Source organism: Nocardia sp. NPDC050793, from assembly GCF_040654065.1.
Classification (GTDB): Bacteria; Actinomycetota; Actinomycetes; order Mycobacteriales; family Mycobacteriaceae; genus Nocardia.
Genome location: NZ_JBFAHG010000011.1, coordinates 193,404 through 218,829 on the forward strand (window position 1 = coordinate 193,404; position 25,426 = coordinate 218,829).

Annotated in this window: 28 protein-coding genes; 14 read left to right on the top strand and 14 right to left on the bottom strand. The window is 65.9% G+C overall.

What is annotated here, in order from left to right; all coding sequences use genetic code 11:
• Positions 1 to 37: 37 nt before the first annotated feature.
• The 10 genes from AB0H50_RS30310 to AB0H50_RS30355 form a co-directional block, all read right to left on the bottom strand.
• Positions 38 to 1,243, bottom strand: coding sequence for a hypothetical protein (locus tag AB0H50_RS30310; RefSeq protein WP_357459286.1), 1,206 nt, complete (start codon positions 1,241 to 1,243; stop codon positions 38 to 40).
• Between the two features lie 561 nt (positions 1,244 to 1,804).
• On the bottom strand, positions 1,805 to 2,974 hold the full coding sequence (locus AB0H50_RS30315; RefSeq protein WP_357459289.1) for a 3-oxoacyl-[acyl-carrier-protein] synthase III C-terminal domain-containing protein: 1,170 nt from the start codon (positions 2,972 to 2,974) through the stop codon (positions 1,805 to 1,807).
• Between the two features lie 212 nt (positions 2,975 to 3,186).
• On the bottom strand, positions 3,187 to 3,903 hold the full coding sequence (locus AB0H50_RS30320) for an SDR family oxidoreductase (protein ID WP_357459291.1): 717 nt from the start codon (positions 3,901 to 3,903) through the stop codon (positions 3,187 to 3,189).
• Positions 3,904 to 4,251: 348 nt separating this feature from the next.
• Positions 4,252 to 4,818 (bottom strand): class IV adenylate cyclase, encoded by a 567-nt coding sequence (gene cyaB, locus AB0H50_RS30325; RefSeq protein ID WP_357459294.1) that lies wholly within the window; start codon positions 4,816 to 4,818, stop codon positions 4,252 to 4,254.
• A gap of 634 nt (positions 4,819 to 5,452) precedes the next feature.
• Positions 5,453 to 6,622, bottom strand: a complete 1,170-nt coding sequence (locus AB0H50_RS30330) for a hypothetical protein (protein WP_357459296.1) — start codon at positions 6,620 to 6,622, stop codon at positions 5,453 to 5,455.
• Positions 6,623 to 6,668: 46 nt separating this feature from the next.
• Complete coding sequence (locus AB0H50_RS30335; RefSeq protein WP_357459299.1) at positions 6,669 to 7,199, bottom strand: hypothetical protein; 531 nt, start codon at positions 7,197 to 7,199, stop codon at positions 6,669 to 6,671.
• A 142-nt stretch (positions 7,200 to 7,341) separates the two neighbouring features.
• A complete protein-coding gene (locus AB0H50_RS30340; protein WP_357459302.1) occupies positions 7,342 to 7,650 on the bottom strand; it encodes a hypothetical protein in 309 nt (102 codons plus the stop codon).
• Positions 7,651 to 7,656: 6 nt separating this feature from the next.
• On the bottom strand, positions 7,657 to 8,022 hold the full coding sequence (locus AB0H50_RS30345; RefSeq protein ID WP_357459304.1) for a hypothetical protein: 366 nt from the start codon (positions 8,020 to 8,022) through the stop codon (positions 7,657 to 7,659).
• A 5-nt stretch (positions 8,023 to 8,027) separates the two neighbouring features.
• Positions 8,028 to 8,258 carry a hypothetical protein gene (locus AB0H50_RS30350; protein WP_357459306.1) on the bottom strand — a complete coding sequence of 77 codons (231 nt, stop codon included), beginning with the start codon at positions 8,256 to 8,258 and terminating at the stop codon, positions 8,028 to 8,030.
• The gene (locus tag AB0H50_RS30355; protein ID WP_357459309.1) at positions 8,255 to 8,653 is read right to left on the bottom strand and encodes a DNA-directed RNA polymerase subunit beta; all 399 of its coding nucleotides are present in this window, start codon (positions 8,651 to 8,653) and stop codon (positions 8,255 to 8,257) included. Before AB0H50_RS30355 ends, AB0H50_RS30350 begins: the two co-directional genes overlap by 4 nt.
• 509 nt (positions 8,654 to 9,162) lie before the next feature.
• On the opposite strand from AB0H50_RS30355, the gene AB0H50_RS30360 reads away from it, so the two are divergent.
• Together AB0H50_RS30360 and AB0H50_RS30365 are read left to right on the top strand one after the other, a co-directional pair.
• Entirely contained in the window at positions 9,163 to 10,293 is a 1,131-nt protein-coding gene (locus tag AB0H50_RS30360) for a hypothetical protein (protein WP_357459311.1), read from the top strand.
• A gap of 156 nt (positions 10,294 to 10,449) precedes the next feature.
• Positions 10,450 to 10,614 carry a hypothetical protein gene (locus AB0H50_RS30365; protein WP_357459314.1) on the top strand — a complete coding sequence of 55 codons (165 nt, stop codon included), beginning with the start codon at positions 10,450 to 10,452 and terminating at the stop codon, positions 10,612 to 10,614.
• Between the two features lie 240 nt (positions 10,615 to 10,854).
• On the opposite strand, the gene AB0H50_RS30370 is transcribed toward AB0H50_RS30365, so the two are convergent.
• Positions 10,855 to 12,363 carry an NAD(P)H-hydrate epimerase gene (locus tag AB0H50_RS30370; RefSeq protein ID WP_357459315.1) on the bottom strand — a complete coding sequence of 503 codons (1,509 nt, stop codon included), beginning with the start codon at positions 12,361 to 12,363 and terminating at the stop codon, positions 10,855 to 10,857.
• A gap of 29 nt (positions 12,364 to 12,392) precedes the next feature.
• Positions 12,393 to 13,841: a helix-turn-helix transcriptional regulator gene (locus AB0H50_RS30375; RefSeq protein ID WP_357459317.1), complete on the bottom strand. Its 1,449-nt coding sequence runs from the start codon at positions 13,839 to 13,841 to the stop codon at positions 12,393 to 12,395.
• A 14-nt stretch (positions 13,842 to 13,855) separates the two neighbouring features.
• On the opposite strand from AB0H50_RS30375, the gene AB0H50_RS30380 reads away from it, so the two are divergent.
• The 8 genes from AB0H50_RS30380 to AB0H50_RS30415 all read left to right on the top strand — a co-directional run bounded on the left by AB0H50_RS30380 (position 13,856) and on the right by AB0H50_RS30415 (position 18,698).
• Entirely contained in the window at positions 13,856 to 14,314 is a 459-nt protein-coding gene (locus AB0H50_RS30380; RefSeq protein WP_357459320.1) for a DNA-directed RNA polymerase subunit beta, read from the top strand.
• Complete coding sequence (locus AB0H50_RS30385; protein WP_357459321.1) at positions 14,311 to 14,541, top strand: hypothetical protein; 231 nt, start codon at positions 14,311 to 14,313, stop codon at positions 14,539 to 14,541. The genes AB0H50_RS30380 and AB0H50_RS30385 overlap by 4 nt, the downstream gene beginning before the upstream one ends.
• A 5-nt stretch (positions 14,542 to 14,546) precedes the next feature.
• Entirely contained in the window at positions 14,547 to 14,873 is a 327-nt protein-coding gene (locus AB0H50_RS30390) for a hypothetical protein (protein ID WP_357459323.1), read from the top strand.
• A gap of 279 nt (positions 14,874 to 15,152) precedes the next feature.
• Positions 15,153 to 16,160, top strand: coding sequence for a radical SAM protein (locus tag AB0H50_RS30395; RefSeq protein WP_357459326.1), 1,008 nt, complete (start codon positions 15,153 to 15,155; stop codon positions 16,158 to 16,160).
• Positions 16,157 to 16,837 carry a hypothetical protein gene (locus AB0H50_RS30400; protein ID WP_357459328.1) on the top strand — a complete coding sequence of 227 codons (681 nt, stop codon included), beginning with the start codon at positions 16,157 to 16,159 and terminating at the stop codon, positions 16,835 to 16,837. The genes AB0H50_RS30395 and AB0H50_RS30400 overlap by 4 nt, the downstream gene beginning before the upstream one ends.
• A 4-nt stretch (positions 16,838 to 16,841) precedes the next feature.
• Entirely contained in the window at positions 16,842 to 17,627 is a 786-nt protein-coding gene (locus tag AB0H50_RS30405; RefSeq protein ID WP_357459331.1) for a hypothetical protein, read from the top strand.
• Complete coding sequence (locus AB0H50_RS30410) at positions 17,624 to 18,226, top strand: AAA family ATPase (RefSeq protein ID WP_357459332.1); 603 nt, start codon at positions 17,624 to 17,626, stop codon at positions 18,224 to 18,226. The genes AB0H50_RS30405 and AB0H50_RS30410 overlap by 4 nt, the downstream gene beginning before the upstream one ends.
• Before the next feature lie 10 nt (positions 18,227 to 18,236).
• The gene (locus AB0H50_RS30415; RefSeq protein ID WP_357459334.1) at positions 18,237 to 18,698 is read left to right on the top strand and encodes an NUDIX domain-containing protein; all 462 of its coding nucleotides are present in this window, start codon (positions 18,237 to 18,239) and stop codon (positions 18,696 to 18,698) included.
• A gap of 134 nt (positions 18,699 to 18,832) precedes the next feature.
• Here the strand turns inward: AB0H50_RS30415 and AB0H50_RS30420 are convergent, their stop codons facing one another.
• Together AB0H50_RS30420 and AB0H50_RS30425 are read right to left on the bottom strand one after the other, a co-directional pair.
• The gene (locus AB0H50_RS30420; RefSeq protein ID WP_357459337.1) at positions 18,833 to 19,573 is read right to left on the bottom strand and encodes a helix-turn-helix domain-containing protein; all 741 of its coding nucleotides are present in this window, start codon (positions 19,571 to 19,573) and stop codon (positions 18,833 to 18,835) included.
• A 207-nt stretch (positions 19,574 to 19,780) separates the two neighbouring features.
• On the bottom strand, positions 19,781 to 20,545 hold the full coding sequence (locus AB0H50_RS30425; RefSeq protein WP_357459339.1) for a helix-turn-helix domain-containing protein: 765 nt from the start codon (positions 20,543 to 20,545) through the stop codon (positions 19,781 to 19,783).
• A gap of 842 nt (positions 20,546 to 21,387) precedes the next feature.
• On the opposite strand from AB0H50_RS30425, the gene AB0H50_RS30430 reads away from it, so the two are divergent.
• The 4 genes from AB0H50_RS30430 (at position 21,388) to AB0H50_RS30445 (ending at position 25,424) form a co-directional block, all read left to right on the top strand.
• Positions 21,388 to 22,182, top strand: a complete 795-nt coding sequence (locus tag AB0H50_RS30430) for a hypothetical protein (protein WP_357459341.1) — start codon at positions 21,388 to 21,390, stop codon at positions 22,180 to 22,182.
• Positions 22,179 to 23,423 carry a cutinase family protein gene (locus tag AB0H50_RS30435; RefSeq protein WP_357459344.1) on the top strand — a complete coding sequence of 415 codons (1,245 nt, stop codon included), beginning with the start codon at positions 22,179 to 22,181 and terminating at the stop codon, positions 23,421 to 23,423. Before AB0H50_RS30430 ends, AB0H50_RS30435 begins: the two co-directional genes overlap by 4 nt.
• On the top strand, positions 23,420 to 24,598 hold the full coding sequence (locus tag AB0H50_RS30440) for a lipase family protein (protein ID WP_357459346.1): 1,179 nt from the start codon (positions 23,420 to 23,422) through the stop codon (positions 24,596 to 24,598). Before AB0H50_RS30435 ends, AB0H50_RS30440 begins: the two co-directional genes overlap by 4 nt.
• A gap of 91 nt (positions 24,599 to 24,689) precedes the next feature.
• Positions 24,690 to 25,424, top strand: a complete 735-nt coding sequence (locus AB0H50_RS30445; protein WP_357459348.1) for a hypothetical protein — start codon at positions 24,690 to 24,692, stop codon at positions 25,422 to 25,424.
• Positions 25,425 to 25,426 lie beyond the last annotated feature (2 nt).

Here is a 25,426-nt window from a genome sequence, read left to right on the forward strand (position 1 = left end):
GCGGGCGACTGCCCGGTCGAAGTCAGCGCCGAATCGATCAGGCGAAAGCTGTCATGATCGTGTCGACGATCGCCTCGATTCCGCTCCAGTCTTGGTTCGCCATGCGACTCGGATCGGCCAGCGCCTGCTTGACCTTTGCTCGGAAATCGTCCTGAATCCGCTTCTTGTCTCGTGCGGCGATCGCGCCCTGGTACGCGCGCTGTCCTTCGACATATCCGGTCCACTGCACGGGAATCAGGCGGCCGTCCACGGTGAGCAGCTCCTTGCCCAGATACATCTCCAGGGATCCTGCGCTTCCGTTGACATCCATCAGCACCGGCGCTGGGAGCTGCGGGCCCAGGGTGGGGTACGACGCAAGGAGCGGAATCGGTGGGTAGTGCCTGAGCCGATAGTTGTCTGGCACGCCTTCTTTCGTGAGTTTTGCCAGCGCATCCCGCCCTGCGGTGTCGTTGTCGGCCAAAGCCAGCACCCGATTGGCGACACCGGCGCCGATGAACGAGCGCACCAGCTTCGCGAGGTTGTCGGCACTTCCGGCCGCGCCGCTGCTGAAGTCCATGAACCGAAGGAACTGTGCCAGATGCGGATGGGTGACTTCGATCGCCGCCGAGAGCAATTGGGAGTCGGTGGAACCTTCGGTCAGGATGACCAGCGGCGCATCGGTTGCGATCGAGCGCCGCCTCGCTTCCCTGGCTTCATCCGCGACCGGTGTCCCTCGTTGCAGCAGACGCCATCTCGGCAGGTCATCGAGATGATAGTGGACCGAAGTTGTCGGGTCGTCGACGAGGTCGACCACCAATCGGAGTAGCGTTCGGCTGGGCAACCGGTGTACCAGCTCCGGTGGGTCGTACTCGCAGGGCACGTCCTCGACGCCAGGTCTGTCGTCGGAATCCGGAGCGCTGTCGCGCCAGTTCAGATAGTTGCGCAGGCGGGCGAGAATCTCGCCGGCGTCGTAGGCAGGTTCGCCGAACATCGTTGGGCCGACGGCGAGATTCTCCTCATCGACAGCCTGCCGGAGATCACTCGACACGCCTTCAGAAGTGAACCCATGGAGTTGCAGCCGGTCCCGCAGGGCCCGAACAGTGGTCACATAGCGAAACCTGTCCTGATCACACTGCTGCTCGTCTTCTCTGAACAACGCCGCGATGTCCGAGAGGAAGCCTTCTCGACACGTGAGGCCCGGGATCGGACAATACCGCCAGCGGCGGGATGCACGCTCGATCACCAGGTAGCTATGGGCAGACATTCGTTCATGCTCTCCATTCCGGAGACACCGGCACCACTGTGCGGACAGAGCTCTCGCCTTCACCAACGGAACCACGCAGGAGCTCAGTGGATTTCGCGTCACCGCTGCACTTTCGTGTGCTGCACCATCGGCCATTTCGAACAGCTCTTGTCGGCTGGTCGTGAACTAGCCTCGCCCGATGACGACGGCCAACAGTGAATGGCGCATCGGTGACAGAGCAGGCGGCCGATCGCAAAGGCGGAGCCACACCCGGGTGAAGCTCCACCGGTTTGCGGATCGGATCATCATGCTCGTCCCCTCCGCGCGCCGATGCTCTACCGGTCGAATCGTGTTCGGCCCCAGGCGCGTTACCGACCGTCGTCGGCCGAACCTGCGCTGAACCGCCGACCGACTCCACCGGCACCGGCACTCGAGTGCACACCTACCCGCGGCGCCGGGAACCGAACATACCGCTGGCCCCGCACCGTCACTCCGAACGCAATGGAGGGCTGGATGCTTTACGCGGAATAGGTTGTGTCAGTATAGATCTCGACTGGACAGAGTATCCGAGAGACAGCACGATCACCGGTGCACGACGTCGAAGAGGAATCCCTCGATCGTGACTCCTGGCGCGAAGGAGAACGCGACGCCCGTCGAGACCGGTTTGCCCGCCTGTGCCTGACAAGCGATCCGTTCGAGCACGAAGATCAGTGAGACGCTCGACATGTTCCCGTATTCACCGAGAACCTGCCAGCTCGTCGAGGCGGCTTCCGGCGGAAGGCCGAGCGAGCGCGCGGATTCGAGCAAGATCTTCGGCCCGCCCGGGTGGATTGCCCACACATCGATGTCCGACTGGCGCAATTCATTGCGGCGCAGCACATCTCCGACGACGGGAGCGACGCCGCGGTAGATGTACTTCGGTACGTTCTCGGACAGCTCGCAGGTGATGCCGTCGTGGTTGACGCCGACCGCGATGCCGTCTTCGGTGGCCTCGAACAGGTGTGTGAATTTGTCCCGGATGATGATCGTCCCGGCTTCGGCCTGTTCCACCCCTCGGTGGGCCCCGATGACGACCGCGCCGCAGCCGTCTCCGAACAGGCTGTGTGTCACCGCGTCGTTGACGTCTTCGACGGGGGCGGCATGCACTGAGTTGAGCTCGATGCACACGACCATCGCCTTCTTGTCCGGGTTGGCCCGGACGAAGTCCGAGGCGGTGCGAATTCCGTTCATCGCCGCCGCACAGCCCATGAAGTTGACGACCAAGCGAGCGACCGACCGGGGCAGTCCGAGAGCTTCGACGACCGCGACATCGACGCCGGGCGCGATGACGCCGGTGCTCGTGGCGAATACAAGAAGCCCGAGGTCGGCGGGGTCGACACCGGCGAGCGCGCGCCGCGCCACATCGACCGCCAGCGGAACGGCGTGGCGGTAGAACAGGCGCATGCGATCCTGGATCGTCGCTGGCCTGTCGCTGGGCGCGTGCAGTCGAGGATCGAGCGGGTCGACCGCGAAGCGCCGGGTGTTGATCATGGTCTTGCGGAAGATGCGTCTGATCCGGGTTTGCTGCTCCGGATCGGTGAATTGATCAGCCATCCAGTCCGCTGCCACGGATTGGTCGAGGACCAGGCTGGGCGCACCGGTCGCCACTGCTTCGATGACGGGTACGGTCGTCGGCGGCGCCGACGGAGTTGTGTGCTCGCGTGCTTGCGCAGGCGCGCGAGTGAGCAGTGCCTGGTCGAGAACGATTGACATAGATCCCGTTCTTCCTCGCTCGAGCGGTTGGGGAGTGCGTACCCCAATCGTCGAAGAGCAAATGCCTGGCAAATAGACACCCAAGGGGTGTGGATCCCCACCCCCGGCGTCAGCGGCCAGGGTTGCCCAGGCCGGATTCGGCCGCACATCGCCACCAGTACGCGGGCTCACGGACTTTCCGGCTGGACAAGACCACGCGGCGTGCGCCGCACTCAGCGCTGCCGTACCGGGCGGACGACGATCTCGTTGACGTCCACGTCCGGGGCTTGCCCCACCGCGTAGGCGACGGCGTCGGCGATCGATTCGGGCGCGATCGCGTTCCGCCGGTACTCGGCCATCACGGCCCTGGCGTGCGGGTCGCTGATGGTCTCGGCCAGTTCGCTGTGCACCACGCCCGGTGAGATCGTGGTGACCCGGATGCCAGGCGGCGACTCCAGTCGCAGACCTTCGGTGATCGCCCACGCCGCGTACTTGGTTCCGCAGTACACGGCCGCCGTCGGGCTGACGGCGTGTGCACCGATCGACGCGATCGTCACGAAGTGGCCACTGCCTCTCGCATGGAAATGCGGGAGCGCCGCCGCGATGCCGTGCAGCAAGCCGCGGATGTTGACGTCGATCATCCGGTCCCATTCGTCGACCAGCCCGGCGTCCAGCCGCGACAGCGGCATCACCCCCGCGTTGGCGACCAGAACATCGAGCCTGCCGTGCCGTGTGACGAGGTCGTCGACGGCGCAGCCGACGGCATCCCGATCGGTGACGTCGAGGGCATACGGTTCGATCGCTCCCCCGCTCTCCTCGGCGAGCTCGTGCAGCCGATCGATGCGCCGCGCGGCCGCGACGACCCGGATACCGTCGGCGGCGAGGCGGCGTGCGATGGCACGGCCGATGCCGCTGCTCGCTCCGGTGACGAGGGCGACGGAGCCTGTCATGTTCTCTCCCTTGGGTATTCGGCAAGATGCCGCGTCGGCCGATCGGCCAACGTGGTGTCCACTGTCGAATCCACTGACCGCCAGCGGGAGACCGAAGTGCTCCTGGGAGCAGCGCACCCAGGTTCTCGACGGGTCGTCACCCTACGATGGCGACCATGGCCGATACCGAGCTCGGCGCGTTCCCTGCGCGCCCGCCGCGAACAGGTCGCGCCGTCCCGGATCCACCTGCGATGGCATGCCAAGCAAGAACCCCCGGTGTCCGAGGAGCTGATGGACCAACACCTGGGACCTGCCGTTCCGCGTTCGCGGCGAGGGGTGCGTCTGCGGAAAAATCTCTTCAGGTTGTGATCAATGGGCCGCGGCCATGACCAGATCGCGATAGGGCAGGCCGACGACCGGGTAGTCAGCTATGCCGAGTTCGGTTTCGACCTCTCCGAGGTGGATGGTTGCGGCGTCCGTGTCTGCGGCGGTGACCTCCGTTTCTACGAAAGTTCCTGCGTGGGTGACGGTATCGATGCTGACGATGATGTCGTGGCGTTCGGGGTGCTCGTAGATGGTGCGAGCCTTCTCGACGCGGACGAGTGAGACCATGCCGATCGCAGCGAGCAACTGGTTGGCGGCGGCTGCTTGGTCGGGACCGCTGAGAGTCACGTTGGTTTCGCGTTTGGCGATAACGTCGGCGGCGCTGTGGGTGGTTGCATTGGACGGGGGCTTGTAGGTGATCTCAGCAAACTCACCTCGGTGCCGAATGCGAAGGCATTCAACGGTTTTCATATAGTCGACATCGGGGCGGCTGTAGTAGGTGTCGACCTCGGTGAGGTGACCGGCTTCGCGATAGCCGAGTTCGGTGAGCCGCTGGCGGAGGGGCCTGGGGTTGGGGAGTTCGCGTTTACGCTCGACCTCGATCAAGTGCATGGGTTGGATCATCCTCTCGTGTGGATCGCGGTGTGGACGCGGGCGAGGCTGGGTTTGGAGCAATGTTGGCGGATTGTTCCGAGCGCCTGCTGTAGTACCTCGGAGTCGGCGACATCCGCGCAGGCAACCGGACAACCTCATGGAGCCACTACGTTCCGCACGGACATTAGGCTTGATGCCGCTTTTCGACTACGGGGCAGGTGATCGGTGTTAGTCGGATAGTCAGCGGTGGGCTGGGTCGGTGGTGGGCTGTGTGGTGGTTTGGAGTCCCTGGTCCCCTGTGGTTCTGCGCCCGGGTGCCCGCCCGCAGCGCGGCGAGGACGGAGCACCTGGGCGGCGCGGCTTTGCCGCGCCCATGACTCTGTAGAGAGAAATTCGGCAAGTTCTGATCTGTTGGGTTACCGGTTATCTCTTCCTTCTTTTTCTACTGATTCCCGGGGGTTCCCAACTTCTCTCACTCTCTCCCAACAGAGCCTTCAAGCCTGCGGCACAGGACATTTCGCGAATCAGACCATTGATTGCCTTGCTTCACGCGACGCGACGGAACGGCCCAACCCTGGGAACCGGGAACCAGTGAGGCGGTGGCCGAATCCGGCACGACCAGCCTCCGCGCAGTCACTCGGCCTTCTAACGGTCAGGTGGTGCCGGGGTTGCGGCCGTGTATTCGTTCTTGGCGTGCGCGTTCGTCGCGTTCGCGGGCTTCGCGTGCGCTGCGTTCGCGGCGTGCGAGGTCGGCGGGTGTGACGGTGGTGCGATCGGGGTCCGGGATCGGCTGGGGGCCGCTGAGGTTGAGGACGTGGGTGACTTCTGGTGTCAGTCCGAGGGCGTGGTTTCGTTCGCGGGTCTGTTCGCGGTTGGCGGCTTCTTTGGCGCGTTGCTCGGCGACGCGTTCGGCCTCGCGGGCGGTGGCTCCGATGGTTTCGATACCCCGCACGGTGTCGGCGCGTGTCGCTTCGCGATTCGCGCGCAAGATCGGATCCATCTGTTGTATCTGGTCGCGGGTCAAGCCCGCGGATTCCAGCGCTTGGCGGGCTTGCGCGTTCTCCGTCTCGCGAATGATGTGCAGCTGCTGGAACAGGTCGTTGTGGGTCTTGCGTAGATCCTTGGCCGGTATCGGATTGCCGCACTCCTGGGCTTCGGCCAAGCGTCGTGTCTGCTCGGCTACCTCCTTGGCAAGAGCTTGCTTCTTGTCGGCGAGCACCTGCTGTGGGGTGCGAGTGGGTGGCTGCGTGTCGCGGGCGTGCACCTGTTTGGCGGGGCCGCGTGACTCGCGCTCTTTGGCTTGGGCATTCTGCCTCGCTCGCTGCTCTCGGGCCTTCTCGCCGACACCGGGCAACTCGAGCTGCTGACCGCGTTCCCGTTGCAGCCCCAGCGCCCAAATCCTCTGGGCATCACTTCGCGAGATGACCTGATGCGTGAACCGATCCGAGAAGTCGCGCTTCAGCCCGTCGATGAGCTTTTGCACGTCTTTCGCTATGAATTCGCCTTCGACGGAGCGAAGTGTGTGGTGTTCGATTTCCTCCCTGGCGAGAAGGTCTCGTACGACCTCCAGTTGCTTCCTGTCTTTGCGTCCTTCCATCCGGCCAGATTTTTCTTCGATGGTAGAAGTGCGCTCTCGTTCGCCTTTTTCTTTATCGAACGCAATTTTTTGGCCGCCGGACTCGTACCCGCGCGATTGCTTGACATAACCATTCTCGCGGTCACGGAAGAACCGATCACACCCGTTCTCGAAAACCCGCCCACGTATGTTGTTTTCGACCCTTTCGCGGTCTCTGTCGTAGCCATCTGGCATGGCTTCGCCCACCCCCCAAAGCGTGGAACGGTGTGATTATGTGCGAGAGGCGTACCAGCTACGCGCCGGGTGCAGCTTCCTCGCGACGCTTCTCTTCGTGATATTCGGTGTATTCACGCAACGTCGCAGCCATGCAGGAGAACATGCCGTCATAGACTTCGGGGTGATAGTTGATCATGTCTTTGATCAGTGCCCACGCGGTATCCTCGTCTTCGTCCAAGGTGTCGTATCTCAACGCTGGATTCACGTGGTCATAGAAAGTGTGTTCGCGACCGAGCCATGTGAATTCGATCCACTCCGCGCCCGCGAACTTGATGAACAACTCGCCGACGAAGCAAATGAAGGCGTCGACTATGTCCGCGTTCTCGGGAGCCATCGCCGTCTCCATGTCCGGGAACAGCTCCGCAACGATCGGGTCGAGCCGCTTCACCTCCGGCGAGCCTTCTGGCCACGGCTCGGACGGAATCTGTCGTATTCCTGCGTAGTCCATGAACTTCCGCGCTTGGGCCTTCCGCCGGTCGGGTTCGACCCACTTCCCCCAGGCGGTCTGCTCGACTTCGAACCCGAGGTCCAACTGATCCTCGCCCATGCCGTTCCTCCTTCGCTGTGTATTCGGTTGCCGCTCATGCCAGTGCCGCCAAACACCAGGCTCCTCGAAGCGCCGTATAGAGGGTAGGGGCGGCAGCGCTGCGGCGGCGCGCAACACAAGCCCCCATCCTTCTGGGCGAGTTTCATGGTGTGTGGGCTTCCAACGGGGGAATGGTGCGCGCGGGTGTCACCAGGGCACAGGCCAAGGCGACCGCGTTTTGGATGCTGGTGCTGGGGAAGTGCTCCACGCTTGGGGCGACGACGACGGTTGCGGTGTGCCGGTGTGCGGTCCACATGATCAACGTGGTTGGCATGTAGGTGTCGGCGTCGATGGTCACCGTGTGCGCCAGCCGGTACCCACGCGCGTGGCTCAGGTCGATGATCACTCGCTCGTCTCGTAACCAGGGGTCGCTGACACTGCGGTTGAGCAGGGCGATTGCATTGATGGGCAAGCGCTGTCACTTCCTCGGTTCGGGGCCTTGCAGCGGCCAGGATGCGGGTGTGTGGGTGGTGAGGCGCTCGTGGGCAGCGTGGCCCTCCTCGGTCAGCTCATAGACCGGCTCCGCACGTCCGGCGCCTGTTGGTCGGCGGACCTCGGTGCGGACGTGCCCCTTGGTGACCAGCCATTGCAGAGTCAGGGTGATCGGGCCGATATGGTGCCCGCCCGCCAGCTCACGCGCCGAACACGCCCGACCTGCTAGGGCCAGCGCAGCCAGTGCAGCGGCTTGAGCGCGGCTGAAGTCGTCGCGACTCCATCGCAAAGAGGTTGTGCCACTGTGCATTTCGCGTTCGTTGTGGGTCTGTTGGCTGGCGCGGTCGGTCACAGGTGCTACCTCTCGAGGTACAGGCGCTCGTTGGGGAGGCGCGGGAACGCGCGCTTGTCCAGGTCGACGGTCACCGCGTCGACGTAGTGGCGGGCCTGGTGCTCCTGAACGAAGATCAACGCGGCGGTCAGGCACGCAACGAAATCCATCCGCTGCCCGTGCAGGAACACACTCAGGTGTACATCGGGTTCGGTGGGCAATGGCGACCCGTCCGGGGTCGGCGCGGTGGCGCTCATAGCGCGGGCTGTCGGGTCGGGGCCAGGCAGGCGTGCACCGCATACAGCACTGCACGCCCAGAGGGCCGAAACACCGAGTGCGCGGCGGTGATCCACACCCGATGCTCCGAACCCTGATCGGCCGGGGACGGCAGCGCCACGTGATCGCCGTTGCCCAAGACGGTGATTCGGCGAGCACGGAACGACGCCGCTTCGGCGGCGATCATCGTGGCCGGAATATCCGAGCGAACCAAGAGCGTCCACGTGTGCGAGCGCGGATGGGTCACGATCGGCCCACCACCCTGTTTGTTGCGCTCGAGGTGGACCTTCACCATCTGCCCCAACTCCGAAGGCATCGCGACTGCCCACACCATGCCCGCGGTGAAACCGATACGGCCCGTGTGAGGGTCAACCACCGCAGGCAGATTGCACACCCGCCGGTAGTAGGTACAGCGGGACGCTGGCGTGTCCCCGAAACCAACTTCATCCATCCCTAGTCCCCTGCTCGCATCAGAGTGGCTTGGATGCGCCCGGCCCCCTGGACGTATCCGCAAGACCAGGGATGGGAGCCGATGAGGGATTGGGCGAAGCCCCCCAGCCGGACGCATATTCAGCACACACCCCGAAACCCCTGGGAGTAAGGTCGTTGCGGGTGTTGAAAGGTGGTGGATCGACCACTGCCGGTGACCAAATGGCGGGTGTGATGAACAGTCCGAACATGCACCTTTCCGAGTGGCTGACCCGTTCAGGGTGGAGCCGTGGCGAACTGGCACGCCGCGTGCGCTCCCTCGCGACCGAATGGGGGGAACCTCATATCAGACCGGATGCATCGAGTGTCCGGCGTTGGGTCGATGAGGGAGAACGTCCCCGGCATCCAGTCCCAGCGATACTGGCCGATCTGTTTTCCGCCCAGTTCGGACGGCGCGTGACAACCTATGACCTCGGTTTAGGCGATGCGCCGATGCTGGACCGCTCTCTCAGCTACAGCGCTTCGTGGCCTGAGACAATCGAAGCAGTTGCCGACCTTGGAAGGGCAGACGTGGATCGTAGGAAGTTCCTGACCACCGCGTCGTTCGCTGCCGTCGCGGCCATCGGGCCATCACGGGATTGGTTGCTCAATACCCTCGACCAATTGCCCGAAGATGGGCAGCGGGTCCGGCTCGAAGATGTGACCGCCGTGAAGAACATGTTCACCACGTTCCAGGAGGTGGATATCTTCCAAGGCGGCGGATCGGGCCGCCTGGTGCTGGCGGCGTACATGAACGAGCATGTGTATCCGCTGCTACGGCGGTCCCACGCCGAAGACGTTCGTCTGGCACTGTGCGGCGCTGCCGCCGAGCAGACGTATCTTCTCGGTTGGATGGCATTCGACAACGGCGAGCACGGGACAGCTCAGCGCTACCTGATTCAGGCGCTTCGTTTGGCCGAGGAGTCGAGAGATCCGGCGCTGGGCGCTCACGTGCTCGCTGGAATGGCCGACCAGGCAACCCTTCTCGGACATCCCGACGAGGGTCGACGTCTTGCACAAGCAGGCCGACAAGGTCTTTCGAAAGTGAATGCACCCGCCTGCCTGGCTGACCTGTGGACCCTTGAAGCGCGTTCGCTGGCGGCTGTCGGCGACAAGGCGGGCACCGCTCATGCGGTCAATGCTGCTGAGCTCGCCTTTGCCCGCATCGAGCCTGACCGTGAACCGGAATGGGCACGGTTCATCGATGAGGCGTACATCTGCGGCGAATGGGCCAACGCATTCCGCGACCTCGGACAGCCAGCAGACACCGAACCGCACGCACGTCGTTCCATCGCGTACGCCCGTCGTCAGAACCGGGCTCGGCGAGGCGCGCTATCCCACGCTGCACTCGCGGTTACTCACCTCCAAAACCGCGATCTGGAATCCGCCCACGCCGCTGCGGTGCGGACGCTGGACCTGTCCCGCAAGGTCAAGTCATCGCGCTCCGTTGAAGCGGTCCGCGATGTACAGCGACAGATGATGAGATTCGGTTCGCATCCACTCGTCGACGACTTCAGCGAGCGAGCACGGGCACTGCTCGCCGCCTGACTCGCGCAAGCCGCCGCGTCGGCGGGAACACCGGCGCCGCCGATCGGTCGACGCGGGGTTCCACTCTCGAAGCAGGCGGCCGCCCTCTGGAGACCGAAACGTTCCTGGGAGCAACGCACCCCGGAACTCGGCGGGGTCGCGCCCTACGATGCGGATATGACCGGTACCGATCTCGGCGCGTATCTGCGAGCCCGCCGCGAACAGATCGCGCCGTCCCGAACCGGCCTGCCGACAGCGGGCGGATACCGACGCGTGCCGGGCCTGCGCCGCGAGGAGGTGGCGCTGCTCGCCGGGGTGACATGTCGGTTACACACTCCTTAAATGTTCCTGACCGGTGGGCGGTGGCAGGTGGGCGTGAGCGGGAAGCCTACGCAGGTGGCGTGGTCGCGGCGCGCCGCATCCGCCGGACATGTCGGTGGACGACATCGCTGGCCGCGTCCACGCGTCCCCGCCACCGCGCCCTGGTAGCTGTTCGTGGTTCATGGGGCTCCCCGGCTCGCGAGGGCGGCCCAGCAGCATCGTTCGCTCGCCTCGCCCACGCCGGGGATGACAGACCGACACCTAGTCCTTCTGCCGAGCAGCCAGGACAGCGCCGATCGCAGTTGGAGTTGCCTCGGCAACCGAGCTGGCAGTGATCGGTCCACCACCGCGCGCATGGTGTGCCAGGCGTGCCGCGCGTCCGTGAATGAACGCGGCCATCTCGCCCGCGTCGAACGCATCTATCCCGCCCGACATCAGCGCGCCCGCTATTCCGGCCAGCACGTCACCAGCCCCTGCAGTCGCCAGCCATGATGGGGCCTCGGCTTGGCTTGCGATCAGACCATCGGGTCGAACGACAATCGTCGTCGCGCCTTTCACTAGGACCGTCGCATCGACAGCGCGTGCGACCATCAACCCGAAATGTGCTGGACGAGCTTCGACTTCCGCCCGCGAAACATCGTGGCCAAGCCAGCCGAGTATGCGCGCCATCTCCCCAGCGTGCGGTGTGAGCAGGACGCGGTCAGCGCCCGACGCGTGTTCGCTGGCGTCGTGGTGTCGTACGAACGTTTCCAGGGCACCAGCATCGACCACGCACGGCAGGCCGCTGGTCAGCGCGACACCGATAGCGTGGTCTTGCTCTGCGTCGTCCTCGACACCGGACCCGAGCAACCATGCCTGTACCTGGCCGACACCGGGCACAGCTTCCGGTACTTCGGTGAGCACGTGGCCGGTGACGCGGTCCGGGCCGACGTAGCGGACGATGCCCGCCCCAGCCTGCTTCGCGCCCATCACGGCCAGGACGGCGGCACCAGGATAGATATCGCTGCCCGCAACCACGCCCAGGACACCGCGCAGGTACTTGTGGGAGGTCGTGGCCGGAATCGGCCAGCGATTGGCCACGCCGCGATCGGTGAGACGACGCACGATCGGCTCCGTTGAGATTGGCGGCAGGCCAACGTCGACGAATCGCAGTTCGCCGCACGCATTGCTAGCGGGCGGCAGGAACGTGCACGCCTTCCACGCCGCGAAGGTGACCGTGATGTCCGCGCGGACATGAGTTCCGTGGATTTCGCCGCTGTCAGGTTCCACACCGCTGGGCAGGTCGACCGCGACCACCTGTGCCCTGGATGGGATGGCCGCGACCAGCTTCGCGGCGTAGCCGGTCAGCCCGCCGGTGCCGCTCTCGCCGATGATGCCGTCCACAATCAAATCCGCGGCCTCAAGAGCGCCGATCGCGGTGTCGGTCTCCGACGCGGCGATCACTCGGCCTCCAGCGGCGCTGAGCTGACGAAGGCCCGGTTCATAGGCGTGGTCCCCGATTAGTAGGGCGTCGACTCGTACGCCGCGACGCCGCAGGCGAGCTCCGGCGAGCAGGGCATCTGCACCGTTGTGGCCGGTGCCGACCAACAGAGCCATCCGGCGGCCGTAGACGGTGCCGCATCGGGCGCGTAGCTGCTCGGCGCAGATCACCGCGAGCCCCTCGGCGGCCTTGCGCAACAACCGATCCGGTGGGCCTTGCTCGAGCTCTTTGGCAACAGCTGACAGCACATCTGCGGCGCGGAAGGCGGACCGTGTCGTCACATCGTTCACGGGACTGATTCCACCAGGCACCGGGCGCATCAGCCAGCGATCAGGCCAGACCGTTGCGCGAGTCCGCGGACGTGTGCACGGGCCCGCGCGTGATCGCGGTGCAGCAGTTCGCGCAGCAACTCGCGGACCAATGTCGAGTCGTGGACTTCGTCGCTGCTGATCTTCTCGGCGTCGAGCAAGGTCAACGCGGCGGCCTCGTCGTTCTTGCGCTGCACGTGCCCGCGCGCGGTGTCGATCAGAACGCGGGCGCGACGCTCGACACTAGGCACGTTGTCGATATCCAGCCGTGCTGCGTAGTCGACCACGGCATCGGGCCTGCCCAGCTCAGCCGAGATCGCCAGGCCGTGGATGTCCACGTTGCCTTTGCCGAACATCGTCCACGGGTCGTATCGTGCGCCTAGTGATCGGGCGGCTTCGTCAGCGATCCGATGAAGCGCCCAGGCACGACCTTCCTCGTTGGATTGGGCTGAGCTGATCGAGGCGGCCAAGTGCAGCATGCCGTAGTCGGCGATCAGGTTCGCGTCACCAGGGTTCGCGTCGAGGCGCTTCTTGAGTTCGTCGGCCGCCGACAGACACAGCCGTGTCGCCTCCTGTTGTTGGCCTGCTCGGCGGTAGCTGGCCGAAAGAGCCCACGCGCCAAGGGCAATCAGGTGCGGGTCATCGGCTTCTCGCGCGGTGTGCATTGCACGCTCGGCGGCGACCCACGCCAAATCGCCCTCGGGGAGATGGTGCAGCCATTGCCTGGTGATCTGATTGGTGCCTGACACGATGCGCGCCGCTCGGCGGCGGTCCTCAGCTCCATGGTAGGCGGTGTTCGCATCGGTGAGCAGGTCCGGCAAGATCCGGCCCAGTGCACTGTGCGCGGTCGGGGAGGTGTGCCAGGTCGTCCACGCCTGTGCGACACGGTTGCCGATCTCATCCAGTGTCGCTGGAGGTTTCGGCGACGAGGCGGGCGTCGGGACGGCGGCGCGCATCATGACCTCGCGGACAGCGTCGACGGCTTCGCTGCGGGGGTTGGTTCCTGGGACCAGCGAATCGATCGGGCGGCCGAGCAAGTCCTCGACCCTGCATTGGAGAACGGTCGCAATGTTGATGAGGTCGGTCAGACGCTCAGCATGAAGGCGACCGCGTTCTACGCCACTCACCCAGTCGACCGACTTCCCGATCAGCGAGGCGAGTCCAACCTGAGTGATACCGGACGCACGCCGGAACGTCGCGACGTTGTTCCCGATGCCCTGCATCAGCGTTTCCGTGCTCATTACACCAGCGTACCGGCCCAGGCTCGTAAAAAAATACGAGTTTCGCGCCCTATCAGGCCATACCGTGATTTTCAGCCCCGCCGTCGGGTTGATGCGGTGCCCCTCATCGTTCCCCGGCGGCGGGCGCTTCCCACGTGTTGGCCTAGCAGGGAGGGGGTTCACCGATGAGTTTGGCGGATGAGATGGGTTCGGGTGACCCGAAGACTGCGCAGCGGTCATCGAATACTGCTGCGGTGGCAGACAACCCGCGTTCGCGGGTGGATTACTACCGCAGCGTGTGTCATCTGCCCGCCGTCCTGCAACCGGACACTGGCCGGATCGGTTTTGTCGCGGGCATGGTGTGGGCGGTGGCGATGCCTGCGGAGTTGGGGCAGGTGGTGAAGGTTCACCTCGAGCGCCACAAACAAGGTGGTGGGCCGATCGTGACCCATCCGCGCTCGCACACGTGGACGTTCTTGGTTCGCTCGGATATTCCGGCCACGATGATCGCCGCCGAAGCGGCGTTGTTCCGTGCTCGCCGAATCACCGTCTTGGGCAACGGGGATCACGTGGCGCTGCCGTCCCCGGCCGATCAGGGTTCGGAGCATCGGGTGTGGATCACCGCCGCGCATTCGGTGTTTCGGCCCTCTGGGCGTGCGGTGCTGTATGCCGTGCACGCCTGCCTGGCCCCGACCCGACAGCCCGCGTTATGAGCACCGCCGCGCCGACCCCGGACGGGTCGCCGTCGCCCACCGAACCCGATGTACACCTGAGTGTGTTCCTGCACGGGCAGCGGATGGATTTCGTTGCGTGCCTGACCGCCGCGTTGATCTTCGTTCAGGAGCACCAGGCCCGCCACTACGTCGACGCGGTGACCGTCGACCTGGACAAGCGCGCGTTCCCGCGCCTCCCCAACGAGCGCCTGTACCTCGAGAGGTAGCACCTGTGATCAACCGCACCAGCCAACAGAATCGCCCCGAGCGCGAAATGCGCAGTGACACAGTACATCTGCAATGGAGTCGGGACGACTTCAGCCGCGCCCAAGCCACCGCGTTGACCGCACTGGCCCAAGCGGGGCGGGCGTGTTCGGCGCGGGAGCTGGCGGGCGGGCATCACATCGGCCCGATCACCCTGACTCTGCAATGGCTGGTCACCAAGGGCCACGTCCGCACCGAGATCCGTCGACCAACAGGTGCCGGACACGCGGAGCCGGTCTATGAGCTGACCGACGAGGGCCGCTCCACCCATCAGCGCCTCAAAACCCATCCGTAAGACTTCCCGCGCGTCGAAGGTAGGCGCACCACTTGGCGGGCGCGCGGGAGATGGGAGAGGAGTCCGGCTGCTGCAACCCATGTCCCTGGGGGCCGGACTCCTCTTTCCAAGCAACTGGGCTGTCGTTGCCCCGTTGACCCATCCACGCCCGAAGACCGGCGAATGGGACAACACACGGCGTCGAAATATGTTGTGCAACAACAGATTTCGTGTTGACGCGATCGGCGGACCGGCTGACAATCGAACACAGAGTGATACGAATCACGAAAGGGGAACGGGATGGAAAATCAACCGATTAACGGGGTGGAATGGACTGCGGGACATCACTTCCAGCTCACTGGAGGGCAAACCGCCGAGCAGGTCGCTGAGCAGATCACCGCGCCACTGTCGACCATTCTCCAGGTCACCAAGCGTTGCGACTTCGACTGCAACTTCTGTTCGGAGATCCTGCAACTGCCCGACCCCACGCTGGAACAGCTCGAGACGATGCGCGACAACCTCGCCGGAGTCGGCCGGGTGTTCCTCTCCGGTGGTGAACCGCTCATGCGCCGCGACTTCGGCGACATCGTCGACATGTACTCCGAAGCCGGGTTCGTGCTCGGTATCCCCACTAACGCGACCCGCGCGTTCCAGCACGCGGAGCGGATGGTCGGCAAGATCGGATACGTCAACGTCGGATTGGAAGGGCCACGGGCGATTACGCGCCGCGTGCGCGGCGACTACGACAAGGTGATGGCAGGCATCCAGGTCTTCCGCGAACACGGGTTGCCGTTGTCGCTGTCGTGTGTGGTGCTGCGCAGCGACCTTCACGGACTGCCGTTCCTGTGCCAGATCGCCGACGTGGTCGAAGCGGGCAAGGTCAAACTGATCATGCCGTTGCGCAAAGGGAACGCGCTCGACTTGGATGAGCACGAGTTCATCACCAATGACGAGGCGACCGCGAAGTTCAACGAACTCAACAGTCTGGCAGCGACTTTCGGGTGGCGGCCCGCGCTGCGCCTGACGACGTGGCGGCCCGAGACCGAGGGCCACATGATCTGCATCGAGCCCAACGGCAACGCGAACGCCTGGCCGGTCTACGACGCGAAAGACCTGTTCGAACCGCTCGGCAACGTCCTGGACGAACCCGTCACCGAAATATGGAAGCGGTACCGGTTCAAGGCCAACCACGTCGCAAAGTACCTCGGCACCTCCATCCTGGCCGCACCACGCCACACCGACGCACCACCGGCCACCCAAGCCGCAACCGAACTCGGAATGCCCGCCGTCGCCTCGGTGACATCATGAGACAGACCACCAACCTGGCCTGGCCGAAAACCCCGTTCGGTGCCTCTCAACGCCCCTTCGGGAAGCCGCGCCCGATGCTGGCGGCCCTCACGCTGACGAAGACTGGAGACGGCCGACTGCTCCGCGCCGGGCTGGCCTATCTGGCATGCGACAGCACCCGCACGTTGGCCCTCAACGGCACTCACGGTCAGGTGCTCAGGTTCGGGTACGAGGTGATGACCCTCGATCTCGACGAACCACCCGAAATCCTCGCCCGCGAAGTCGACGCGCGCTTGGTGGCCTGCCGACGAGAAGCCAAATACCTCGGAGGGCACGACCTCGCCGGCGACCTCGAAGGACTCGCCAAGCACGCCGAGGGCGGGCGACACGTCCCCGGAATCGACAGCGTCGGGGAACTGTGGGCCGATCGCACCCGCAAAGGCCGGGCGGTAGCCAAAATGGTCGACACCGCCCACGACCCTGACCCGTCCGCACTCGACCTCGATGAAGCCTGCATGGTCGCCAAACTGCACAGCCACCACATCGGGGAACCCTCCACCAGATCCACCATTACCGAGTCGCTGTGTGTGGCGCTGATCGCCGCACGCCACACCCGCCGCTACAACTGGGACAAAATGCTGGACCTGGACGAGATCGTGACCGAAGCGGCATGGGACCAGCTCACCAAGGAGGAATAGCGCGTTGATCGTCACCAGCACCATTTCCGGCCCGGCCGGATCTGCCCCGACGCGGCCAGCCGGAACGGAGCTGTGGGCATCGATCGACGTGGAGTGGACCAAGAACTACCGAGTGCGCAACGGCAACCGCCCGTTCTGCTACTCCGTGGTCTACCTCGCGGTCCCCACCAACCACGACGGCCCGGTCGAACTGGCCGGGCTGCCGTGGACCTACACCAGTGTCTACATAGAAGACCCCACCGAAATGCCAGCCCTGCTGAACGCGGCCAACGCCGCCGTCAAGACCGCGTTCACCGCCGCCGACCGCGTGACCGGGCACCAATTCACCTCAGACCTCGCAGTCCTCGCGCGAGCATCCGACACCGACCTCCCCGCGGTGTCCAACGCTCGCGGCGCCTGGCTGGCTCGCCGCGAAGAAGCCATCACCGAACGACAGATCATCGACACCCGATACGACACCGATCACGTACTCGAAGGCCACTCTCGGCGACTGGTCGACGTAGCCACCGAAGTCGGACTAGACGTCACACAGCCCGAGCTGCGCGGCACATCCATGACCGCGATTCACCGCCAGTGGATCGAGAACCAATCGACCGAAGCGCGGGAGCGCGTGAGCGTTCTCAACCTGCGCCACAGCCTCTCCACCGCTCTCGTCGCACAACTGGCGACCGGAGTCGGCCGCTGGTCCGCACCGCTGAACGTGAACCGCATGCTCGCCGCCGGACTCGAAGACGCGTTCGCCTGGCTCGCGCACCCGACCTTCGCCGCACTGCTGAAAGACACCGAATGATCCGCGACTGCACCGTAATCGCCATCGACGGCACCCACGCTTCCGGGAAATCCACACTCGTGCACGCCCTCACCGCGCACTACCGCCGCGCAGGCATCAACGCCGTAGCGATGCCCGAACCCGCTCGGTCCAGCCCGTACATGGAGGACGTCGTCCTACGCGGACACGGCGAGTTCGACCTACCCGCCGAAATCGACGTATTCGCCGCCCAACTCCGCGCACAAGTCAGGCTCGCGCGAAACCATCGGCTACTCATCGCGGACAAGACCATCATCAACGTGCTCGCCTACGCGCGGATGCTGCTCGACGACACCGACCCCCACACCGCCGACGTTCTCGACGCGATGGAGACGTTTTGCCGCGCATGGGCGCACACCTACGACATGGTGCTATTCACCCACGACCGCTACGACCAACCCAGCGACGCGTTCCGTAGCAAGGTCCACGGAATGCAGGACACGGCCGCGACGACACTGCACGAGCTGTACCGAGCGCTGGACGTACCCCTTCATGACATCCCTCTGAACCTCGAGACCGCGGCACGGGTCGAATGGATCGCCGGGCGAGTTGCCGAGACGTATCCCGTCGATGCTGGGTAGCCTGCTGCCCGTGCCGTATACGACTGTCGTTGATGTACTGCTGCTGCTCTCGCGCGACGAACGAGTCCTACTCGCTCAACGCCACAACACCGGCTACGCAGACGGCCAGTGGAACCTACCGAGCGGCAAACTCGAAGACGGAGAAGACGTCGTGGACGCGATCATCCGCGAAACCCACGAAGAGATCGGGCTACAACTCGACCGCGACGAGGTACGCCTTATCTCCTCGATCCACTACAAGGCACCCGAAGGACACAGCCGCATCGGATTCGTCTTCACCGCTGACCGATGGGACGGCGAACCCGAAAACCGCGAGCCCGACAAGTGCTCAGCCCTGGAATGGTTCCCCCTCGACCAGCTGCCCACCGACACCGTCCCCTACACCGCCGCGAGCGTGGAATTGTTCCAACGCGGCGAGCACTTCGGGCTACCTGGGTGGGAGACCACGACCCGATCACTCGAGTTGCTCTGAACGCGCCCAGAATCCGCGCGCCACACTGTGGAAGCACGGTGTCCGACACCAGTTCATAAACCACCGCGCGGAGGCTGTTGCGCGGTGAGACCGTTGGGATGCGTAACCCACAGGTCTGACTGTGGCTGTCTGCCTCAGCAGGCGATGGCGAGTGTGTCGTAGGTGCCGTTGGCGATGAGAACGTCTGGGTCGTATTCGCTGATTTCGAGGCTCAGTGAGAGGGGCTGGTTGGTGCAGGGTGCCCGTAGGTTGATCGGGGCGGGGCGGTGGCAGCCGTAGGCGACTTGCATGGGGGTGGAGTTCCAGAACCGGGGGAATTCGGGTGTGGCTCGCAGCTTTCGGAACAGTGATCGCGCTCGGGGGAGGTCGCGGTATCGTCCGAAGGTTCCGCGCGCGATGGTGACGGCGTGGCGGATCTCGGTTTCCCAATCATCGATGTTGTCGCGGGCGACACGGGAGAACATCCACAGTAGGTAGTTGTTGTCGGCCTCGGCGAGACCGGGCACGCTTTTGTGGAATATTCGGTTGCCGTGCAGCACGGTTCGGAGGGGGTCTAGGTAGACCGCGAGAACATGGCGGCTGTCGAGGTCGTCGAGGTGAGCTTGGACGCTCGGGTCGGTCAGCCGCTGGCATAGCTCGGCGGCGGACGGTAGGTCACGCGCGGGCAGCCATAGTTCGTGCAGGTGTTGGCGCTGGGCGGGGTCGAGGTCGAAAGCGTGTGCCAGTTTGGTGAAGGTCTCGCTGCCGGGGGTGGTTCGATTGTTGATGAACTTGTCCAAGTGCGAGGCGCTGATGTCGGCGCTTGCGGCGAGGGCCGCGCGGGAGAGGCGTTGGTGTAGGCGCAGGAATTCGATGGTGTCGTGAAAGTCGGGCATCCCGTCGAGTGTGGGGGTTTCGCGCATTTCATCTTTCCAGTCTTTGGGGTGGTAGCGCGTGCGCGATGCGCTGGGCGTGTGACCGGTGAGGTACTGGTGTGATGTCGCGGTGGCTGGCGCGGGTGGGGAGATTGGTTGTCATCGGGCTCCTGTTCGGTGAGATGCGGATTCGGGACGAACCGGTCAGGTGGGTGGCGTCGCGGGTGGTTAGGGCAGTGGTGGTCCGCTGTAGGGGTTGCGGTAACACAGGCAGAATCGGACGTCGGGCGAGCCGGGGGCGTCGCCGAGTTGGATGCGTGCGGAGTACAGCTCGCCGGTGGTGGGGTCGCGCAGGTGCACGGGGTCATCGAGGCGGCGACCGTAGGCGACCGTGACGCTGGTGTCCCACTGTTCACAGAACAGCGCAGCACCGCGTAATTCCCGGAAGTGGGCGCGGGCGTGCGGGGTGTCGCGGTGGCGTCCGAGCGCACCGCGCAGGGTCGCGACCAGGTATGCGGCGGTGCGGCGGTGTTCGATGATGAGGTGTTCGGCGGTGAGTGTGCTCGACCCGGGGTGGAAGAACCACAAGCAGATGTTGTCGCTGAATTGCTCGGTGCCGGGCAGGGTCGCGCGGAAGTGGCTGTTGGCGAGGACGAGGTTCCACAGCGGGTCGATATAGGCGGCGGCGACCTCGCGGTCGTCCAGGCGGGCCAGCTTCGCCCGGTGTTCTGCGGTCATGGTGCGGTGGCGTAGGTCTTCGAGCGGTAGCAGCGGTACTGGGGGCCTGGCGAGGTCGCGGGTGAAGCGTTCCTGCACTCGATCGAGGTCGTAGGCGACGACGAGATCGTTCAGGACCGTCGGCGAGCATCGGGCGTCGCTGCTCTCGATCTTCTTGAGCAGGTCCTTGCTGATGTGGAGGTCGCGGGCGGCGTGTTCGCGCGGGAGCTTGCGGCGCTCGCGGATCTGCCGTACCCAGCAGCCGAGTTCGGGCATCTCCGAACGGCATGAAAGGGCGCGGCCCTGGCGGCGGCGTCGTGGCCTGCGGGCGGGGTTCGTCGCACGAATCATGTAAGCCCTCCTACTACGGTCTTCCGTATCGCCTTCCACGTGAGGTACGTTGAAAGGTTCGCTCCCCCGGCTTGATTCGTTCCTACCAGAGAGAGATCACTTGCGGCAAATACCATTTCCTGTGAGCTATCCGACAGATAGCCACAGGTATCCGCGTGGCAGGCGCGGAGTATTCGCTGTGCTCGCTCGCCGAGGGGGACACGCGCCCATCAACTTTCTCTTTCAGCACTTTCTTTACCCCTTTCGCACATAGCCGCAGGCCACCGCACCGATGCGGAGGGGTAACGGCAGTGCTAGCACTTTTCTTATCTCTCGAAGGGGTAGCGCGGCAGTGGTTTTCGGAGCTGTGATGGTGGAGCAATCACACCTGCTCCGAAAGGCAAACCCGTGGATATCTACAACATCCTGTTCCTACTCGATGCCGGGGCCTCGCTGGTCTCGAACGTGCTGACGATCGTCTCGCAGGGACTGGGCCTGGTCTTGCCCTTCCTCTGACCGGTCACGCCATTCCTCTCCATATGAGGAATACGTTCACGGGGTCCCCGGACTGAGGTTGGGCAGCCGGGGACCCCGAGCATTTCTCGCGCATATTTCCGCGCATTTCTCGACTCTTTCTCTCCGCCCTTTCTCCTTCGATCGAAGGGTTATTCGTCATGCCCGAAAACGCGAAACCACCCCGGACCGCCCCACTTTCGGGACGAGGTTGCGGCCCAGACACTCGCCACCCCCGCCAGGTGTGCGGCGGGAGGCTGCTGTGGAGTGGCCGCGTGTTGGCTACCGGTGTCGTGCCGGTGGTGATGATGATCACCACGCCCGAATCCGGTGCGGTGACGCTGAATCCGATAGCCGACCAGCCTGGGGTCACCGCCCCGGTCCAGCCCGGAACCACCGCTCCTGCCCCGCCTCCGCCACCCGAGCTACCGCCGCCGCCTGCTGTGTATGCGGTGCAGCCGCCCGAGGTCCGCAATGGCCCGGCTCCGCGCCCGGCCCCCGAGCCGGGTCCCGCCCCCTCGATACAGGTGATCGAGTTGCATTCACCGGAGCCCGTGCCGCCGGTTGCGCCGATCGAGCCGCCGCCGGACACGATCCGGATCGGTCAATGGCAGGCACCCTCGCCGGACTGGGTGCCGCCGGAGGTCCGCGACACCATCAACGACGTCGCCGCCGACGTCGAGGCTCAGGCGGCGACGTTCCTGGACTCGGTCGGGATCCCGGCGGGGCGTTCGGACCGGGTTGCCGGTGCTACGATCGCCGGGGCCGGTGCCGGTGGTGCGATCGGCGGCGCGCTGGCGGGTGCCCCGGCAGCGGCAGCCGGTGCCGTGGTGGGCGGGCTGGCCGGTGGCACGATCGGCGGTATCGCGGGTGCCGCGATCGGCACGGTGGTAGCGGTGCCGGTCATCGGCACGATCACCTCCGGTGTCGCCGGAACCGCGCTCGGTGCGGCGGCCGGTGCCGTCGCGGGCGCGCTGGTCGCCGGTGTCCCGGCCGCCGTGGTCGGCGCGCTCGCCGGTGGCACCGTGGGCGCTGGATTCGGGGCCGGGGTGGGGGTGGGTCAGCCGTGACCGGAATCCGCATCCACGTCTTGACCGCCGCTGTCCTGACCGCCTGCACGAGCGCGCTCTGCGCGCCCTGCACGGGGTCGGCGCAACCACCCGCGACCGGGCCGGGCTGCCCGGTGTTGTGGGTCCTCGGGGTGCAGGGCACCGGCGAGTCCTCCCCGGCCGCGTCGGAGACCGCCGACACCGGGATGCTGGGCGCGATACTCGGCCCGGTGGTCGCGGCGGTGCCGAATCTGGTGCAGCGCACCTACATTCCGTATCCCGCCGGGTTCGGGGGCGCGATAGGCACCGGCGGTAACACCACCCCGTACGCGGCCTCGGTCGGCGAGGGCCTGGCCGCGCTGACCGCGACCGCGGAGACGGTCGCTTCCGACTGCCCAGCAACCGCGCTCGCGGTGGTCGGGTTCTCCCAAGGCGCGCAGGTGGTCTCGGAATTCGCCCGCGCGGTCGGCTCGGGCGAGGGACCCGTCCCGCCCGAGCGGGTGGTCGGTGTCGCTCTCTACTCCGATCCCGATCGCGCCCAGGGTTCACAGGTGATCCCCGGCCGCCCCGGCCAACTCACCCCCGACCCGGCCCCGGGCACGTCCGGGGCGGCGGTGTCGGGGGTGGCGATCACCACCGCCCCGGCAGCTGGTGGCGGGATCGCCACCAGTTCGGGTGTCGACTACGGGGCGTTGACCGGCCGGGTGGCCGATGTCTGCGTCGAAGGCGACCTCAGCTGCGCGGCACCCGAACGCGCCGCCCTGCTGCGGATGGCTGCCCAGCTCGCGGCCCAGGCCGATCTGCGTGATCCGCTGGCCGCGCTCGGTTCGATCCAGGCCCTGTTGTCGGGAGCGCTCGGGGACGCGTGGACGACCGTGGTGAACAACGACTTCCGGATCGGGCCCGGGACAGTCGATTATGCGCCCGCGGCGAGTCTGGCCGAGCGCCTCACCGATGCCTCCGACCCCCGCACCCCGCCACCTGGCCCCGACGAGACCGCTGCCGCGTCGGCGCGGTGGGGGCAGATCACCGCGATCGTGGCCGCCGACCCGGTCGGGCAGTTGCCGAAACTGGCCGGGCAACTCTCGGGTGCGTGGGGGCAGCTGGTGGCCGACAACGCCGATCTGACGAATCCGGGTGTGTGGCTTCGCTACGCCGACATCAACGGTCGCCACACCGGATACGCCGCCACCGGTCAACTCGCCAGCGGCATCGCGTGGCTGACCGCCCTGGCCCACGACCTCGCAGGGAGCAACCGATGACCATCAGCGACTTCTACCAGACACCCATCCTGGGCGAAGGCGCGCGAGCCGGAGACATCGTGCGCACACGCCCGGTGTTCGCGCCGCAGCTGGCCGGAGCGGCAGGGGCGTGGCAGATCGTCTACGTCTCCACCGATTCCCGTTCCCAGCCGATCGCGGCCTCGGCGATCGTGCTCATCCCCGAAGTGGTCGCCGAACCCGGGACGACCGCGATCCTGCTCTACTGCCCACCCTTTCGCGGCCTGGGCGGCGTCTGCGCGCCCTCGCAACTGCTGGCCACCGGGACCGAGTACCACGTGGCCGGCATCGACGCCGCGCTCGCGCGAGGCTGGGTGGTCGCCGTCCCCGACGGGCAAGGACTCGGTGCGGGCACCGGCCCGCATACCTTCCTGGCCGCTCGCGCGGCCGGTGCCAAGGTGGTGCTCGACCTGGCTCGCGCGATCTACCGAGCCTCCGACCTCGACCTGCCGATCGCGCCGGTCGTGGCCTGGGGCTACGCCGACGGCGGGCGGGTCGTCGCGGCGGCTGGGGAACTGCAGCCGTGGTATGCGCCGGAGGTGGATCTGCGCGGTGTGGCCGCCGGGGCAGTGGTGTCCGACCTCGCGGCCATGGCACCGGTGATCAGCGGGGGCACCGGCGCGGGCCTGGGCTCGGGTCTGGCGGGCCTGGGTCTGGCAGGTCTGGGTTTGGCGGGGCTGATCGGCCTGTCCCGCGCCTACGACCAGCTCCCGTTGCGTCACGTGTTGAACGAGGACGGCCTCGTCGCTGCCGCCGAGGCCCGTCACCTCACCGGTATCGAACTGCTGCAACGCTTCCCGCAGCCGCTGGCGCACTGGTGCCGTCAGCCGGATCCGTGGAACGACCACTGGTGGCGGCGGGTACTGGCGTTGGAAACCCTCGGCCACGTCAAATCCGAAGTGCCGCTGCATCTCTACCACGGCGAACTCGACCTCGTTGTCCCCGTGCGCGCCGGTCAGCGCGCCCTGATCGCCTACCGGCAGCGTGGCACGCAGGTCGACTGGCGCGAGTACGAGGCCGATCACCGCAGCACCGCGCACCTGGCGATCTCCGATGTCCTGGCCCGGCTCACCGTGGACATCACCAATCGGCCCTCACGCCAGCCCACCACAACACCAGCAGCACCGGCGGAGGCTGAGCGCACGAGCCGCCCCTGACCCCTCCGGGGGAACCTGCCCGTACCCCGCAACCCCTCCCGGGGTGCGGGCAGGCCCCGGAGACACCCCGATCCGAGGCGAGGCGAGATGAATGGCGAGGTACCCGCGTAACCCACCTGAAGACGACGACGCCGAAGCCTGGGTCGACCTGCCCCAGACTCCTCCGGAGCTGGGGCTGGTAGCCGACACCGGCTCCGGCCATGACTTCGACGAGCCCGTCCTGCCGGAGGAGTTCTGGTTCAACCGGATACGCAAGCCTCCCAGCGCGGCCGACGCCGCCCGGGTTCCCCGATGGGGGGCCGTGTTGGCGGACCGGCTGCCGCGCGGTGCCTGGGCCGCGCTGGCGGCCACTGTCGCCGTCCTGGCCGGGGTCCTGCTGGTATCGCCCGAAAAGACCGGCGACACCGGCAAGCAGGTACCGGCCACGGCCGCCCCGCCCTCCTCGACCACTCCCGCGCAGGGCCCGTGCACCGGGCTCACTGGCGAGGTGGTCACCGATAGTGCCGGTGACCCCGCCACCCTGGCCGGGGTCATCGCCTCGTTCGAGGCCGCCTACTACATCCACCGCGACGCGGCGCGCGCGATGCCGTTGCTCGCGCCCGAGAGCGGGATCACCTTCGAGGGCCTCGCCGCGGGCATCGCCTCCGTCCCGCCCGGCACCCGCCACTGCGTCGCGATCACCCCGATCACCCCGACCACCGCCAACGTCCACATCGCCGAGATCCGTCCGGACCGCACACGGACCGACTACCTCCAGCTGATCAACACCCGCCCCGCCGACACCGGTGGCGCGTTGCTGATCTCCAACGTCCAGAAACAGGGATAGGA

What these genes read in the sequence shown, in the direction of transcription:
- AB0H50_RS30395 (WP_357459326.1), top strand. Translation starts at nt 15,153, where the DNA reads ATGGAAAATCAACCGATTAACGGGGTGGAATGGACTGCGGGACATCAC.
- AB0H50_RS30385 (WP_357459321.1), top strand. Translation starts at nt 14,311, where the DNA reads ATGAGCACCGCCGCGCCGACCCCGGACGGGTCGCCGTCGCCCACCGAA.
- AB0H50_RS30375 (WP_357459317.1), bottom strand. Translation starts at nt 13,841, where the DNA reads ATGACCGCTGCGCAGTCTTCGGGTCACCCGAACCCATCTCATCCGCCA.
- AB0H50_RS30400 (WP_357459328.1), top strand. Translation starts at nt 16,157, where the DNA reads ATGAGACAGACCACCAACCTGGCCTGGCCGAAAACCCCGTTCGGTGCC.
- AB0H50_RS30410 (WP_357459332.1), top strand. Translation starts at nt 17,624, where the DNA reads ATGATCCGCGACTGCACCGTAATCGCCATCGACGGCACCCACGCTTCC.
- AB0H50_RS30425 (WP_357459339.1), bottom strand. Translation starts at nt 20,545, where the DNA reads ATGCCCGAACTCGGCTGCTGGGTACGGCAGATCCGCGAGCGCCGCAAG.
- cyaB (WP_357459294.1), bottom strand. Translation starts at nt 4,818, where the DNA reads ATGCACTTGATCGAGGTCGAGCGTAAACGCGAACTCCCCAACCCCAGG.
- AB0H50_RS30335 (WP_357459299.1), bottom strand. Translation starts at nt 7,199, where the DNA reads ATGGGCGAGGATCAGTTGGACCTCGGGTTCGAAGTCGAGCAGACCGCC.
- AB0H50_RS30320 (WP_357459291.1), bottom strand. Translation starts at nt 3,903, where the DNA reads ATGACAGGCTCCGTCGCCCTCGTCACCGGAGCGAGCAGCGGCATCGGC.
- AB0H50_RS30310 (WP_357459286.1), bottom strand. Translation starts at nt 1,243, where the DNA reads ATGTCTGCCCATAGCTACCTGGTGATCGAGCGTGCATCCCGCCGCTGG.
- AB0H50_RS30445 (WP_357459348.1), top strand. Translation starts at nt 24,690, where the DNA reads ATGGCGAGGTACCCGCGTAACCCACCTGAAGACGACGACGCCGAAGCC.
- AB0H50_RS30315 (WP_357459289.1), bottom strand. Translation starts at nt 2,974, where the DNA reads ATGTCAATCGTTCTCGACCAGGCACTGCTCACTCGCGCGCCTGCGCAA.
- AB0H50_RS30350 (WP_357459306.1), bottom strand. Translation starts at nt 8,258, where the DNA reads ATGAGCGCCACCGCGCCGACCCCGGACGGGTCGCCATTGCCCACCGAA.
- AB0H50_RS30440 (WP_357459346.1), top strand. Translation starts at nt 23,420, where the DNA reads ATGACCATCAGCGACTTCTACCAGACACCCATCCTGGGCGAAGGCGCG.
- AB0H50_RS30420 (WP_357459337.1), bottom strand. Translation starts at nt 19,573, where the DNA reads ATGCCCGACTTTCACGACACCATCGAATTCCTGCGCCTACACCAACGC.
- AB0H50_RS30365 (WP_357459314.1), top strand. Translation starts at nt 10,450, where the DNA reads ATGACCGGTACCGATCTCGGCGCGTATCTGCGAGCCCGCCGCGAACAG.